Source organism: Comamonas sp. lk, assembly GCF_900564145.1.
GTDB lineage: Bacteria > Pseudomonadota > Gammaproteobacteria > Burkholderiales > Burkholderiaceae_C > Comamonas.
Map to the genome: position 1 here is coordinate 2,285,669 of NZ_UOOB01000001.1, position 13,728 is coordinate 2,299,396.

The 13,728-nt window shown below is 54.2% G+C and carries 12 protein-coding genes; 8 read left to right on the plus strand and 4 right to left on the minus strand.

Annotation, left to right across the window (positions count from 1 at the left end; translation table 11 throughout):
- Positions 1-92: 92 nt before the first annotated feature.
- A protein-coding gene (locus EAO39_RS10535) for an IS3 family transposase (RefSeq protein WP_120967343.1) occupies positions 93-1,243 on the minus strand; the annotation gives its coding sequence in 2 pieces (ribosomal slippage) (positions 93-994 and positions 994-1,243; 1,152 coding nt in all).
- Positions 1,244-1,617: 374 nt separating this feature from the next.
- Between EAO39_RS10535 and EAO39_RS10540 the strand changes: the two genes are divergently transcribed.
- Positions 1,618-1,950: an isoprenylcysteine carboxylmethyltransferase family protein gene (locus tag EAO39_RS10540; RefSeq protein WP_240467093.1), complete on the plus strand. Its 333-nt coding sequence runs from the start codon at positions 1,618-1,620 to the stop codon at positions 1,948-1,950.
- Between the two features lie 131 nt (positions 1,951-2,081).
- On the opposite strand, the gene EAO39_RS10545 is transcribed toward EAO39_RS10540, so the two are convergent.
- Both EAO39_RS10545 and EAO39_RS10550 read right to left on the minus strand, forming a co-directional pair.
- Positions 2,082-2,456, minus strand: a complete 375-nt coding sequence (locus EAO39_RS10545) for a DUF1090 domain-containing protein (protein WP_120967345.1) — start codon at positions 2,454-2,456, stop codon at positions 2,082-2,084.
- A 276-nt stretch (positions 2,457-2,732) separates the two neighbouring features.
- Positions 2,733-3,662 carry an IS5 family transposase gene (locus EAO39_RS10550; protein ID WP_120967346.1) on the minus strand — a complete coding sequence of 310 codons (930 nt, stop codon included), beginning with the start codon at positions 3,660-3,662 and terminating at the stop codon, positions 2,733-2,735.
- 501 nt (positions 3,663-4,163) lie between these two features.
- Here EAO39_RS10550 and EAO39_RS22970 point away from each other — a divergent pair.
- The 7 genes from EAO39_RS22970 (at position 4,164) to EAO39_RS22830 (ending at position 9,954) form a co-directional block, all read left to right on the plus strand.
- Positions 4,164-4,619, plus strand: coding sequence for a DUF5990 family protein (locus EAO39_RS22970; RefSeq protein WP_120967347.1), 456 nt, complete (start codon positions 4,164-4,166; stop codon positions 4,617-4,619).
- A 531-nt stretch (positions 4,620-5,150) separates the two neighbouring features.
- Complete coding sequence (locus tag EAO39_RS10560; protein WP_240466952.1) at positions 5,151-6,158, plus strand: GGDEF domain-containing protein; 1,008 nt, start codon at positions 5,151-5,153, stop codon at positions 6,156-6,158.
- A gap of 435 nt (positions 6,159-6,593) precedes the next feature.
- Positions 6,594-6,785 carry a hypothetical protein gene (locus EAO39_RS10565; protein ID WP_162989523.1) on the plus strand — a complete coding sequence of 64 codons (192 nt, stop codon included), beginning with the start codon at positions 6,594-6,596 and terminating at the stop codon, positions 6,783-6,785.
- Between the two features lie 186 nt (positions 6,786-6,971).
- Positions 6,972-7,214, plus strand: a complete 243-nt coding sequence (locus EAO39_RS22525; RefSeq protein ID WP_162989524.1) for a hypothetical protein — start codon at positions 6,972-6,974, stop codon at positions 7,212-7,214.
- Between the two features lie 391 nt (positions 7,215-7,605).
- Positions 7,606-9,018, plus strand: coding sequence for a sensor domain-containing diguanylate cyclase (locus tag EAO39_RS10575; protein WP_240466953.1), 1,413 nt, complete (start codon positions 7,606-7,608; stop codon positions 9,016-9,018).
- 86 nt (positions 9,019-9,104) lie between these two features.
- A complete protein-coding gene (locus EAO39_RS10580) occupies positions 9,105-9,338 on the plus strand; it encodes a DUF333 domain-containing protein (RefSeq protein ID WP_120967352.1) in 234 nt (77 codons plus the stop codon).
- A gap of 340 nt (positions 9,339-9,678) precedes the next feature.
- Positions 9,679-9,954, plus strand: a complete 276-nt coding sequence (locus EAO39_RS22830; protein ID WP_205589369.1) for a hypothetical protein — start codon at positions 9,679-9,681, stop codon at positions 9,952-9,954.
- Positions 9,955-10,543: 589 nt separating this feature from the next.
- Here EAO39_RS22830 and EAO39_RS10590 read toward each other — a convergent pair.
- Positions 10,544-13,699, minus strand: coding sequence for an efflux RND transporter permease subunit (locus tag EAO39_RS10590; RefSeq protein WP_120967354.1), 3,156 nt, complete (start codon positions 13,697-13,699; stop codon positions 10,544-10,546).
- Between the last annotated feature and the right edge of the window lie 29 nt (positions 13,700-13,728).

A 13,728-nucleotide genomic window follows, 5' to 3' on the forward strand; every position in this document is an offset into this window, starting at 1 on the left:
CCAAACAGGTCGATCATCTGGCCAGCCGGCGCGGCGAAGTGCATAGGACCAGACGCCGACACCTGCGAAGAAATTGAATCGACCAGATTTTTTTAGATAGCTGCCAGCCTCACGGAATTACGTCTCTCAAACTCTATTGGAGACAGACCATCAGCAGACGAATGTCTGCGAATGGGGTTGTAGAACATTTCGATGTAGCTGAAGACATCGCTGTGCGCCTCTTGCCTCGTAGGATAGGTTTTTCTGCGGATGCGCTCCCGCTTAAGCAACTGAAAAAAACTTTCAGCAACTGCGTTGTCGTGACAGTTTCCTCGCCTGCTCATACTCGATTGCAGGTTGTGGCTAGCAAGGAAGCGCTGCCATTCATGGCTTGTAAATTGGCAGCCTTGGTCAGAGTGCACGGTCACGGTATTGCATGGTCTTCTACGCCAGAGCGCCATATGCAATGCATCCAAGGGCAGCTGGGTATCAATGCGGCTACCTGTTGCCCAGCCAACAACTTGGCGTGAGAACAGGTCAATTACCGTTGCCAGGTACAGCCACCCCTCATGAGTGCTGATATAGGTGATATCAGTCACCCAGACTTTGTTCGGAGCATGCACGGTGAACTGCTGCGATAGTAAGTTGGGAGCCACGACTGCTGGAGCACCTCCTCGCACACGAGGGCGTCGTCCGTAGCCTCGCTGAGCCTTTAATCCCTCACAGTGCAGCAGTCTTGCTACCCGGTGCCTGCTGCAGGTCTCGCCTAAGTCACGCATGTCCAATGTCAACTTGCGGTAGCCATATACGCCACCGCTTTCTAGCCATGCCTGCTTTAGAAGGCCCAATAGACGCTGGTCATCGGCCGCACGTTGACTGAGCGGCCGAACCCTCCAAGCGTAGTAACCACTGGGGTGCAATTGCAGCACCCGGCACATGCGCACAACGCTGTAAATCAACTGGTGCTTGGCAATGAAGGCGTACTTCAGTCGCACTGGCGAGCGAAGTACGCCGCCGCTTTTTTTAGGATGTCACGCTCCTCGGTGACCCTTTTGAGTTCTGCTTTGATACGGCGTAATTCTTCGCTTTGACTGACTTGCTCCTGCCGCTGAGCTGCGGGGATTTGCTGCAGTCGAATCCACTTATACAGACTATGCGTGCTCACGCCTAAACGGCGTGAGACGTCGGCTGCGCTGTGGCCGTGTTCCAAGATTTGCTTGACGGCCTCAATCCTGAATTCTTCTGGGTAGCGTTGTGCGTTCATATGGACTCCTATTTGAACGGAAATAGGAGGCTGTGAACTATCTACAAAAAGTTGGTCGATTCAACTAAAAAAGCGAGACGCCTAGGTAAGCGCATTGAAAGGGCCGGTTGTTGTACAGAGGGCGCTGATTGAGCGGCTGCAATAGTCATGCCATTGGGCCCGTTGACACTAAAGTTACTTCAAGCTTTAAGGTGTGTGGCACAACATTCTGTATTTGCCCTCACATGCCTACCCAACCACCATCGCGGAATAGTTTTCCTTGGCTGTTTTTGCGAGTGCCCCCAGTGGCGCTTTCCGCGTTATTTGCCGCCGCAATGTGGTTTCTGCCCAGTGTCTTAACAGTCCAGATTCCAGGCGAATGGGTGGTGGCAACCATGCTGGCTACGGTGGGCGGGGCCTTCTGCATTGCTGGCGTTCTGGCATTTCGGCACGCAAAAACCACGGTCAACCCAGTCAATCCTGAGACCTCGACAGCGCTGGTCGTGCATGGGGTTTATCGTCTGACACGCAACCCCATGTATTTGGGCTTCGCATTTTTACTCTTGGCCTTCGCAGTGTGGCTGGGAAAGATGTCAGCAATGCTCCTCGTGCCGCTATTCATGGCGTATTTGCAGCGCTTCCAGATACGACCAGAGGAAGATGCCTTGCGGGCGCGATTTGGAGCTTCGTTTGAGACCTATCGTCATCAGGTGCGGCGCTGGCTCTAGGTTTGAGCAACAACACGTGCTGAATAACAACTTTGGATCTCGTCCTATCGATGCTTTCGGCCAAAAACCGACATCCGCGGCGATATCTCAAGAACGGCAGATGCCGGCGGCTTGCCTCAAGCTCAGAGCGCTCAACTACGCAGTTTTTCCAACTCAGTCTTTTCCTTGGCTAGCTTGGCTTCACGGTCTGCGATCTTGCTAGCCTTGCCTGTGGCTCGCGCATCGTCGAGATCACGCTGCCGCCTCTCCACTTTCTTCTCTTGCTCGGCAATTCGTGCTGCATGCTCTTGCTCGAGTTTTGCGTCACTGCAATGAGCCTCGTTTTCGCGCAGAGCCTTCTCCAGTCCACGTACACGGCTCACCTGGCCCTTGGCCTTGGCATGCTCTAAGTCGCGCGAGATCTCTGCTCGCTTGCTTTCACAAGTGGCATGCACGGGTTGCGCCAGTGCAGAGTGGGCGGCCAACGCTGAAAAAGCGATTGCAATCAAAGTGACAGAAGTGCGCATAAGGCTTCATTTCGATAAGTTGAGCTACCCATGATGCCTCATGGAATGCCGGCAGGCCTCACTTCTTTTCAACCCAAGCCCACTAGCAACCGCTGAGTGGGTTTTTTCATTTCTAGGAAGGAAAGCACATGAAGCCCGTCATCTGGAATCTGGTCGATTGGTGCGTACTGGCAGGGATCGTCTGGGCCACCTGCTGGCAAATGCCGGCCTTTGGTCGTTTGCGGCGCTGTTGCATAACTCCAACTTGAGGCGAACCACCCCAAACCCCAGCCGTGGCTATGCCACGGCTGCCGTCTGAGGACGGCCCAGTTCTGTAAATCGATCCAATATCGCTGCACGGATATGCAGCTCATTCACTTGGCGTTCAAAGGTTCTGGACATGACCCTTTCGCCCAGTCGTTTAATACAGTTCATCTTGGTTTCCACCAGGCTTTGCCGGTGATAACCACTCCACACTCTCCATATCCTTCGACCCAAACGTCTGCATGCAACGAGCGCCGCATTGCGACACGCGAACGCATCGCCTTTGCGTATCCGGGCGTTCTTTCTCGGAGGAATGATGGGGACGGCACCCCGCTGAATCACCGCCTCATACACGGGCTGTGTGTCATACGCTCCATCGCCCGTCAGGCTCTCAAGCGCTTCATCCTCCGGTAACTGCTGCAGCAAGTCAGGCAACACCGCAGCATCGCTGACATTGTTGGACGTCACGCAGATGGCCCTGATCTGCAATGTCTGGGCATCAATGCCAATGTGCAGCTTGCGCCACTGGCGGCGACGCTCAGGCCCATGCTTTTTGCACTTCCACTCGCCTTCGCCCAGGAACTTGATTCCTGTCGAATCCACCAGCAGGTGCAACCCGCCTTGGCTGCGTGTGTACGGCACCTGAACGTTCAGCCCTAATTGGCGTCTGCACAAAGTACTGAAGTCAGGGGCAGGCCAAGCAAGCCCCGACAATTGCAGCACGGACTGCACCAGTCCCGTGCTCTGCCGTAGGGCCAAGCCAAACAGATTCTTGAGCGTCAAGCAAAACTGGATGGCAGCATCCGAGAACTTCGGGCTACGCCCGCGTTTGCCGCTTGCTGCGGCAAACCAAGACATCTTCTTATCCAACCAAATCGTCAGGGAGCCACGAGCCTTTAGGGACGAGTTGTACTGCTTCCAATTGGTGGTGCGATAACGTTTCTTGGGTGTGGGCTGGCTCATACACCGAGCCTACAGAGCACAGGCTCGGTGTTTATGCAACAACGCCTATCGAGCGTGACCTTGGCCTCCATGCCGATCAGTGGCATCTGCAGATCCAAGAATTCGACCCGTCTGGAGCCAACAAGAGCGACAAATTCGGCCATGAGTGCCAGAGTTCTGCTTTACAGCCCTAACCTGAAAAGCCAGTCCAGAAATGCACTGAGTTCGTGTGGGTCCGGCACTTCTGTCCGGGGGCGCTCGGAGTTTTACTTGATGAGTCTGCATGAATTGGCATGGATGCCAGCATGTTCGATGGCAATATTCATCAAGTTTGAAAGAAGAGCGAGCTCATGATTCTGGTTTAAAGATATCCTTTTTCTGCATGGCTGTAGATTGATGACTTTGACGACCACCACTCTTGGCGCTTTGTGTCGTTGCCCGGAGAGGCGCTTTCTTCCATTCTTTTCATCGAAGGGCCTTCGGCGGCCACTGAAGTTCGACATTAGACAACTGGTTGTTCACATGAGCCAAGCAAACTCCGCACAATCCGTCCGAATTCGAATCCTGGTAGTAGATGCTCCGCCTGGAGTTCGGTTCGCAGTACAGCGGGGCAGATCGGATCTGCTCGAGCCTTTGAATGGTCAGCATGAGCCACTTCGATTCGAGTTCTCACTTCGTCTAGGGCTGCCGCTTTCGACGGGCTCAGTCAACTTCCTGGGCGAATTCGCGCAGGGCTCACCCTCAGAGCGATTTGTTTACATCAACTCTGGCACCCTTGCTGGTCAGTCTGGCTCACCCTGGACGCGTCGTGCCAAGCTGAAGCTCGCGTTTATTCCCCCGGAAGTCGTTGAGACAGTGCTGCACTCTGGGGGGATGATTGAGGCCCGCGTTCACGGGACAATGGGAGACGGTGGTCCAGTGTGTGCTTCTGTGAACCCGAATTCGGTCGTCTGGGGCGTTGCGCCGGATGTTGCCTAGCCATCAATCTGGTCTTGCAGCCTCTCTTCCAGCATGAGTAAAGCTGCGGTGCGGTGCGGTGCGGGGGTGTTGGCGATCAGGCGGTTCTAGGAGTTGGCCTGGTTCGCTGCAGACAGCATCCGTGCTGTTTCTGGCCGACCAGCAAAGCTGAAATATGAAATCGGGGCGTGCGCTGTGTGCCTATATCTCTGGTGTTTCTGATAGAGCATATGTTTCAAATGGCAGAAGAAATCTCAGGGAAATGAATTTTCCATTGCAACGGTGGTTAACATATTCACGAAATTTCTGTTCGTTTCCAGCAGTCTCCATTTTTTGTCACGAAAAGCATTCGCTTGGAGTGTTTTGCCATCGGCGTCAGCAGGCCATCACTGATAAAAAATCCGAATGCCTAGCAGTAGTCAGCTCTATTTGTTGATAGCACCTGTTTGCATAGCTGCTATAGGTTGCTTGCTAGGGTTGTGCTGGATTTTTCAGCGTCGCTCGCTTTTTCTGCTATCGACAGCATGCGGATTGGTGCTGACTGGATTTGCAATGGGCTGGCAGAGCGTGCTTCCAAAGACGGATCTGTCCAAGTGGGCCATTTTCACTGGCCCTCTTTACTTGATAGGGGCTTGGCTTTGCACTTTGGGCATCGCGCAAAAATTTTTTGTCCCCTCTTACCCAAAAAATGCAGCTGCTGTCGGGCTAGTGGTGCTGGCCATTCTTTACCAAAATAGCGTTGTTCAGGACAACATTGCCGTCAGAGCGCTCTGGCTGAACATTGGGCTGGGCATCATCCATTTTTTGCCATTTCCAGCGATCTTTTTCAAGAACTCAAACAAAGATCGGTTGGAGACTCTGCTGTACTGGTCATATGCCGTATTTGCTATCTACACCATGCTGCGCCCGGTTATGTTGCTGATACTGGGCTTCACAGAGATCAAGGATATGACCGCCTCCATCTACTGGGTGGCAACGATGCTGGGTTCACTACTTTTCAGTTTGATTCTGTCTGGTCTTTTGCTCGTCGTCGCCATGCGAGATGGCATAGCTGTTTTGAGGGAGGAACGTAACCATGATGTGCTCACAGGCCTATTAAATAGACGCGCTTTTTGGGAGCTTGCAGAAAAGCATGCTATCGATCGTAGATTGCAACCTGTCTCGATTTTGGTGGGCGATATTGATCATTTCAAGCGCGTGAATGATACGTGGGGGCATGCTTATGGCGACCTAGTGCTTAAGGCCGTTTCCGCCACGATGCTGGAGTGTGTGCGCAACACTGATCTGGTAACGCGCTTTGGTGGCGAGGAGTTTGTTCTGCTGCTGACTAATTCGAATCTTGAAGATGCCGAACGAGTAGCTCAACGAATCCGTGCAAAGGTCAGCGAGGGGGGATATGTTTTGCCGCAGGGGCAGCGTATCACCATGAGCGTTGGCATTGCGGCACTTGCGTATGGTGCAGATGTCCGTGAAGTCGTAAACACAGCCGACAAGCAACTGTATAAAGCCAAGCAATCAGGGCGCGACCAAGTCGTTGTGAATCAACTGTTTGCCGCATGAGAAGAGTGATTTTTTTCACTCAAGCCGCTCGGATCATTTCTCGCTTATCTCAGGGCTAAAACTATTGCGCATCTAAAAGCACATGGTGGTGTCTGACACACGCGGTCAGAGTGCCGGTGAATGGACGAGAGGGCAGGCCATGGCATCGCGCGTTGAGAGCTTGGTAGGCGCTAGGACAACAAATTATTCTGTTTGGGTCTGTGCTGTGCAGCTAGCAATAGGCCAGGGGCAGCAGCAAGCCGATTGTTCTAGTTATGGAACCCCGGAAACAAAAAGAGCCTGTTTTTGCGAGTCAAAGGGACGTTGGTTTACAGCTGGAATTGCTACATAAGGACTAGACTGAGAGCGACCACTTAGAAAGATTTGCTATAAAAAAGATAGTTGCACTTGCAGAAATTGCAATGACTTTAGGGGGCTGTATTTTGCCGCCGCCTGATGGATACAGAGGTCACGATCACGGTGGCCGATATGAGCATGACCGTGGTGATCGATATGACAACGATCGCGGCCCGAGACCTGACAGGTCTGGCTCAGATCGACGCCCGGATCGTGATGGTCGATGGGATTCCCGCGATTGTGCTCCTGGTCGTTATTGCTAGCAGTTGGACGGCGCTGCAGCAGGCCTGAGCGGGTTTACATATTGAATACCCGTAAGTCACCGACTCTCATAGACTCCAAGCATGAAAAAACTACTAGGAGTCTCTGCACTCGTTTTGCTTTTGTCAGGCTGTTACGCGACCACCCCCGGTTACGGCTATAGTGATCCTTACATCTATCAGTCGTATGGCAACGTGTACTACGCACCTTCTTATCGTGTCCATCGACCCCACCATGTTCAGCGCCCACATGCTCATCGCCCGCCACATGGGCATGGGGCACACGGTGGGCACCGTCCGCATCAAGGCGGTCATCGGTCACATGGATCAAATAGGCCAGATGGTGGACATAGTCACGGCAAACGCTAAATTTAATACACCCCTGCTTCAGGGGCGCTTGCCATCGCTACACCTGCGCCAACCAAGCAAAGATGGCGAGGATCGCAAGTGTCTGGCCTGATACTGATTTATGCAACAGCGCCGCCCAAGAATTCAAGCGCTACAGCTATAACTGCTGTAGTGCTTTTTCATTATTATTCTCGCGCTTGCAGATATTCAGCACTTGAGTGATCTCCAGTTTGCGATCTTGGATTTAGCCACGCCCTTGGCTTTGGCGCCGGAATTCGCCTGTAGTGCGAGTCGATGCTTGTTGACGTTGGCATCTCATAACTTGTCCCAGGTCGATCCAATTGATTTTCTTGATTGGCAGGGCTTCGGAGCAGAAAAAGCTTGCGAACACATCCTAGACATGTGTCGGCACATCATATTCGATATGTGTACAGCACAGCTGTGCCAATCAGAAAGCACACCGAGGCGGGCTTGGTGACAGACAGCTTGCTCTAAGCAAAAGCGTGGCTCATTGGGTTCAGGGGAAATTTTTGTATTTATTTCCGAAGATGTACCTGTTGGTATCAAAATGTGTCATTGCGCCTTGGCATTCGATCAACGTGCGCGCCGGACATGGAGAAGATACGCTGATGAGTCTCCCTAATTGCTCAGCCGTTCGTGATGACACCAGTGCGCAGTTGCTGGAGGCTGCCGTTGCACAGTCGTTTAATGCCGTAGTGATTACCAATGCAGAGATGCAGGGCGGTGGCCCAGTGATCACCTATTGCAACCCAGCGTTTTGCTCCATGACCGGTTACAGCCGTGAGGAGCTGCTAGGGCTTTCACCGCGAGTCCTTCAAGGGCCGGATACCGATGCCAAGGTGATAGAGCGTCTGAGGCAATGCCTCATTGATGGCCGCTTTTTTCAGGGCAGTGCGGTCAATTACCGAAAAGGTGGGACTCCCTATCATGTCTCGTGGAATATTTCTGCGGTACGTGATGAAGGCGACGAGATCACGCATTTTGTTTCTGTACAGCAGGATGTCACCCATCAGGTGATGGCTGAGAGAGAGCGGGATTTGATGGCCCAGGCGCTCAACATTGCCAATGCTCCAGTGCTGATTACCGACCGCAGCGGGCGGATGGTGTTTGTGAATCGTGCTTTCGAACACCAAACCGGATATGCGGCATCCGAGGTCTTGGGTCACACGCCGGCGATACTGCGTTCAGGTGTGCATACGCCTCAGTTTTATGCCGAGTTGCGTGACGCGCTGGTGCAAGGAGAAAATTTCAGCCGAACCTTTGTTAATCGGCGCAAGGACGGCGGCCTCTACCATGCAGCTCAAAGCATCTCGGCCCTTCGGGATCCCACGCACCGAATCACGCATTACGTGAGCATATCCAAGGACATCAGCGACTTGGTACAACGCGAGCAAGAGTTGCGTGAGCAGGCTTATCGCGACGGTTTGACCGGGCTGCTCAATCGCAGTGCTGGAAAGTACGAGCTGGATGGCTGCCAGACCAGCGCCGAGCGCCATGGCGCTTCCTATGCTGTGATCATGTGCGACATTGACTTGTTTAAGCAGGTGAACGATCAACATGGCCATGAAGTAGGCGACCATGTACTGCAACAAGTCGCACAGGCTTTGCGCCTCAGTGTTCGTGCAACCGATCATGTCGTCCGCTGGGGCGGTGAGGAATTCCTGCTTATTCTGCCCGGAGCTGGCCTAGCGTCGGCGCAGCAACTGGCAGAGCGCATCCGCAGCGCAATTGCCACGCAAGTCTTTCCTGGCGTGGGGAGCGTCACCATGTCATCGGGTGTAGGTGCCTGGAATCTTGGCGAGACACCGGTCGATCTGCTGCGTCGTGTCGACATGGCTTTGTATGCGGCAAAAGGTCGGGGTAGAAACCTGGTGGCATTGGCGACCAAGCCTTGAAGCGATCTTCAGTTCAGGTGCTAGCTAAGTACGCCAGAAAGAAAAAGCCTGCTCCGTGGCGAGCGTGGCTTTGATACATTGAGTGCATGAAAAAAGCACTAGGAGCCGCAGGGGTCGCGATTGCTGCGCTGAGTCTCAACGGCTGTTCTCAGTCCGTCACGTTCAGCATGGGCAATCCGGCTGAGAATCATTGCAGCAAGCAAGGCGGAAAATTGCGTACCGAGAAGGGGCAGGGCGGCGAATTTCGTACCTGCGTCTTGCGGGATGGCTCGGCTTTCCAGGAGTGGGTATCGGATCGTAATGCTCCGCCTGCCAAGTAATCAGCGGGAGAACTCATTCTGGTTTCAGCTGGATATCTTCGCTGTCTATTCGACGGTTGCTTGCAGGCTGATGTCTGATGAATGAGTAGAAGGGCTATGGTTTGAGTTTTCCGCGAGATGCCTTAGTTTTTTGAATAGATGGCTGAATGTGACCGTTTCACAAAAAAGGGCCCGCACAAGGCGGGCCATATATGAGACGTATCAACGAATTCCTGGGACTCAATCAGTCAATGCATTTGAGCGCTTGGCAGGGGCTTCATCTCTTCCCCTAATTGCCGCTTATTGCACTTGCACTGCTGTTGTTCAAAGTTGGGACTCTTGATGGCTTGCCCCATCTGGAGTGGCCAATGCAAGCTGCGGTACTGTCGCTGTGACAGCGGATGTTCAGTTGGGTGAGCCGCATCAAACACTGGGTGGTCGCTTACTTTTGCTGCTGTGGTTGTTGGCCCGGTTGCGGCTTCTGGCCGGGCTGTTGGGTGTTTGGGTTTTGCTGCTGGTGCTGCTGACCTGGCTGTTTTGCAGGGTTCTGGCCTTGCTGGTTCACTTGGTTCTGTGGGTTGTTTTGTTGCTGCATAGCTACTACTCCTTCAGTTGGGTGAACAGCAAGCCTGGATGACTTGCTGTGAATCCATAGTCCCCCAGTTCTGAAAGTCCTCTGTGTAGGAGAGGGAGGTGCAAGACTGAATTTTGTGATGCAACTGCTCACGACGTAGCAGTTTGATTACGCTTGATATGGAACTTTTGGTATCCCTCACAAAGAGTCACGGTATTTTCAACTCATGCAATTGAGTTCTGGAACTCGATAGAGAAATTGCACCTTCCCTGGCAGCGGTCTCATGCCTGTGTATGAAAACGAAACCAGATAGGAATACCGCAGCAGCCCGGTGAAATTGTGGGTCTGCCCGCTCTAACATGAAGTGTTTTCACGAAGGAGAACATCATGAAATCGTTGTCCATCCTTGTACTGCTCACCGTCGCCGTAGCTTTGGGCGCGTGCGATGACAGGACGCCAAAGCCCAAGATGCAGTCCTCAGCGCCAGCGAGCAGTGGTGTTGAGATGCAGCATCCGGTGCCCGGGTCGCAAGTGCCGAGTGCGGAACCAGCGCCTGCCAATCCGGTGCCAAGTCCGGGCCCGCTGAAGTAGCTGGCATTACCAAAAGAGCAAGCCTGCGCAGTGGCAGGCTTGCTGTACCTAATTGGCTTTCTTATTGATCGGCCTGCCCATTGTTGGGCTTGGCTATGCGCACTTTGCGCTCCCAAAGAGAAATGACTGCGACGTAGAAAACCGGCACAAAGATCACGCCGACCACCGTGGCCGCCAGCATGCCCCCGATGACGCCGGTGCCTAGCGAGCGCTGGCTGGCAGCGCCAGCACCTGAGGCCAGAACCAGTGGAACAACACCCAGAATAAAGGCCAGAGAGGTCATCACAATCGGGCGGAAGCGAAGCTTTGCAGCTTCGGTCGCGGCCTCTATCAAGCTTGCGCCTGACTCTCTGAGGTTTTTGGCAAACTCCACAATCAAAATGGCATTTTTCGCCGCCAGACCGACAATGGCAATCAACCCCACCTTGAAGTAGACATCGTTCGCCATCGAGGAGCTCAAGGGCAGCAAGTTGACTGCCAGCATGGCCGCCACAGAGCCCAGGGCACCGATTGGCACGATGAGCATCACGGAAATTGGAACAGTCCAGCTTTCATAGAGCGCAACCAGCACCAGAAACACGGTCAGAATGGCCAGCGCAAACAGCAGGGGAGCCTGTGCGCCTGCCTGGCGTTGCTGGTAGGACAGTCCGGTCCATTCGTATCCCACGCCGCGCGGCAACTCCTTGATGATTGCCTCTATGGTTTCCATCGCTTGGCCGCTGCTGTATCCAGGGTTGACGTCGCCGCTGATGCTGAAGGACAGATAACCGTTGTAGCGAGAAATCTGGGATGGCCCATCTACCCAGCGCACCGTGGCAAATGCACTCAACGGCACTTGTTCTCCTGAAGCATTGGGCACACGCATGGCAAGCAGGTCATCAGGGTTGGATCGGTCCATGGGCTGCGATTGCACCACGACGCGCTCCAAGCGGCCTTTGTTGACGTAGTCGCCGACGATGGCCGACCCGTAGGAGGTCGAGATCGCATTGCTGATGGCATCAAAGCGCACGCCTTGCGCCTCGGCCTTGTCGCGGTCTATCTGGATGTTGAGCTGTGACGAGTTGGGCAGCCCTTCCACCATGGCGTAAGCAATGGATGGGGATTCTTTCAGCTGGGCCAGAAGCTTGTCGCGTGCCTCGCTCAAGGTGGCAAGGCCCACTCCGCCACGGTCTTGCAGTCGCAGAGCAAAGCCTCCGGCGTTGCCAAGGCCTTCGATGGGCGGTGGGTTGATTGCCATGACCTGCGCGCCATTGTGTGAGCCCAGGGTTTCGTTCAGCAAAGCTGTTTCGACATCAACGGCTTGATCCGGCCCGCGTTGAGACCAGTCCTTGAGCGTTGGAAACGATATCGCCGCATTTTCTCCGCTGCCCGCAAAACTCCATCCCACGATGGTGATGGTCTGCTCCACGGCATCTCGCGATGCCAGGTAGCTCTCTAGCTCCGACACCACAGCTTCGGTACGGCTGTACGTCGCGTTAGAAGGGAGTTGCACGTCGACAATGGCATAGCCCTGGTCCTCGTTGGGTACAAAGGCTTCAGGCAGTTGCAGATAGGAGGCCGCCAGAATGGCAACGAGTGCGGCATATACCGCCATATAGCGTCCAGTTTTGCGCACCATTTTCTGGTTCAAAGCATCAAATCGCTGGGTCAGACGAGCAAAGAAGCGATTGAACCATCCGAAAAATCCACGCTTTTCTTCGTGGTGGCCTTTGGGAATGGGCTTGAGCAAGGTCGCGCACAAGGCGGGGGTGAGTGTCAGTGCCAGGAATCCGGAAAAAAGAATGGATACCGCCAAAGCCAGGGCGAACTGTTGATAAATGATCCCCACCGACCCGGACATAAAGCCCAGGGGAAGGAATACGGCGATAAGCACCAGCGTGATGCCCACGATGGCGCCAGACACCTGCTGCATGGCCTTGACCGTCGCATCGCGCGGCGAGAGCCCTTCCTCAACCATCAGGCGCTCCACGTTCTCGACGACCACGATGGCGTCATCCACCAGAATGCCGATGGCCAGCACCATGCCAAACATGGTCATCATGTTGACCGAGAAGCCCAAGCCATACATCACGGCAAAGGTGCCCATCAAGCACACGGGCACCACAATCGTCGGTATGAGCGTGTAGCGAATATTTTGCAAAAACAGCCACATCACCAGGAACACCAGAACAATTGCTTCCAGCAAGGTGGCAACTACTTTCTTGATCGCTACTTCCACGAACAGCGAGGTATCGTAAGGAATCGCGAAAGTGACGTCCTGCGGAAAATTGGCACTCAATTCCTGCAGCTTTTGCTTCACTGCCGACGCTGTGGCGATCGCATTGGCGCCCGGGGCCAGCAACACGGCACCGGCTACGGCGCGTTTGCCATCCAGGCGTGACTCAAAGCTGAAATCCTGAAGATTGCTTTCCATGCGCGCAACATCGGCCAGGCGAACAGAGGAGCCGTCGGCGTTGGCGCGCAGAATAATGTGTCCAAACTCCTCGGGGCTGCGCTTGGTGCCTTGCATGGTCAGCGTTGCCGTCAACATCTGATCGGTCGCACTGGGGCGGCTGCCGAAGCTGCCAGCAGGCACTTGGATGTTTTGGGCCTGAATGGCGGCGCTCACATCGGCGATGGACAGGCCGTATCCGAGCAATTTGGTTGAATCGACCCATACTCGCATCGAAGGTTCCGCGCTGAAGAACTGCACCTTGCCAACGCCTGGCAGGCGACGGATTTCCTTGTTCACATAGCGGGTCGCGTAGTCGGCGAGTTCAACAACGTCCTTGGTGGAGTCTTTGTCTTTGAACGTGAGCGCATAGATCAGCAGAAAGCCTGCGTTGGCTTGCTCGACTTGCAGACCCAGTTGCCGAACGGCAGCAGGCATTCTGACTTCGGCGTTCTTCAGGCGGTTTTGCACATCGACCTGTGCGAGGTTGGGATCGGTACCGGGCTTGAAGGTAACGGTCAGCTCTGCCGTGCCACTGGAGCTTGAAGAACCAAAGTACAGAAGGTTCTTGGCACCGGACAGTTCTTCCTCGATAACGCTGGTGACCGTCTCGGCAATGGTCTGGGCCGAGGCTCCCGGGTACGACGCCATGATGGAGATCTGAGGCGGGGCCACATTGGGGAACTGCGAAACCGAGAGATTGGGTATGGCCAGCAAGCCTGCGAGGCAGATAAAGATGGCAATGACCCAGGCAAACTTGGGTCGACTGATGAAGAAGCGCGACATTGGTACGGACTGGAACAGAGGTGGTGCGG

What these genes read in the sequence shown, in the direction of transcription:
- EAO39_RS10565 (WP_162989523.1), top strand. Translation starts at nt 6,594, where the DNA reads ATGGATACAGAGGTCACGATCACGGTGGCCGATATGAGCATGACCGTG.
- EAO39_RS22970 (WP_120967347.1), top strand. Translation starts at nt 4,164, where the DNA reads ATGAGCCAAGCAAACTCCGCACAATCCGTCCGAATTCGAATCCTGGTA.
- EAO39_RS10560 (WP_240466952.1), top strand. Translation starts at nt 5,151, where the DNA reads ATGGGCTGGCAGAGCGTGCTTCCAAAGACGGATCTGTCCAAGTGGGCC.
- EAO39_RS10550 (WP_120967346.1), bottom strand. Translation starts at nt 3,662, where the DNA reads ATGAGCCAGCCCACACCCAAGAAACGTTATCGCACCACCAATTGGAAG.
- EAO39_RS10540 (WP_240467093.1), top strand. Translation starts at nt 1,618, where the DNA reads ATGCTGGCTACGGTGGGCGGGGCCTTCTGCATTGCTGGCGTTCTGGCA.
- EAO39_RS10580 (WP_120967352.1), top strand. Translation starts at nt 9,105, where the DNA reads ATGAAAAAAGCACTAGGAGCCGCAGGGGTCGCGATTGCTGCGCTGAGT.
- EAO39_RS10545 (WP_120967345.1), bottom strand. Translation starts at nt 2,456, where the DNA reads ATGCGCACTTCTGTCACTTTGATTGCAATCGCTTTTTCAGCGTTGGCC.
- EAO39_RS10590 (WP_120967354.1), bottom strand. Translation starts at nt 13,699, where the DNA reads ATGTCGCGCTTCTTCATCAGTCGACCCAAGTTTGCCTGGGTCATTGCC.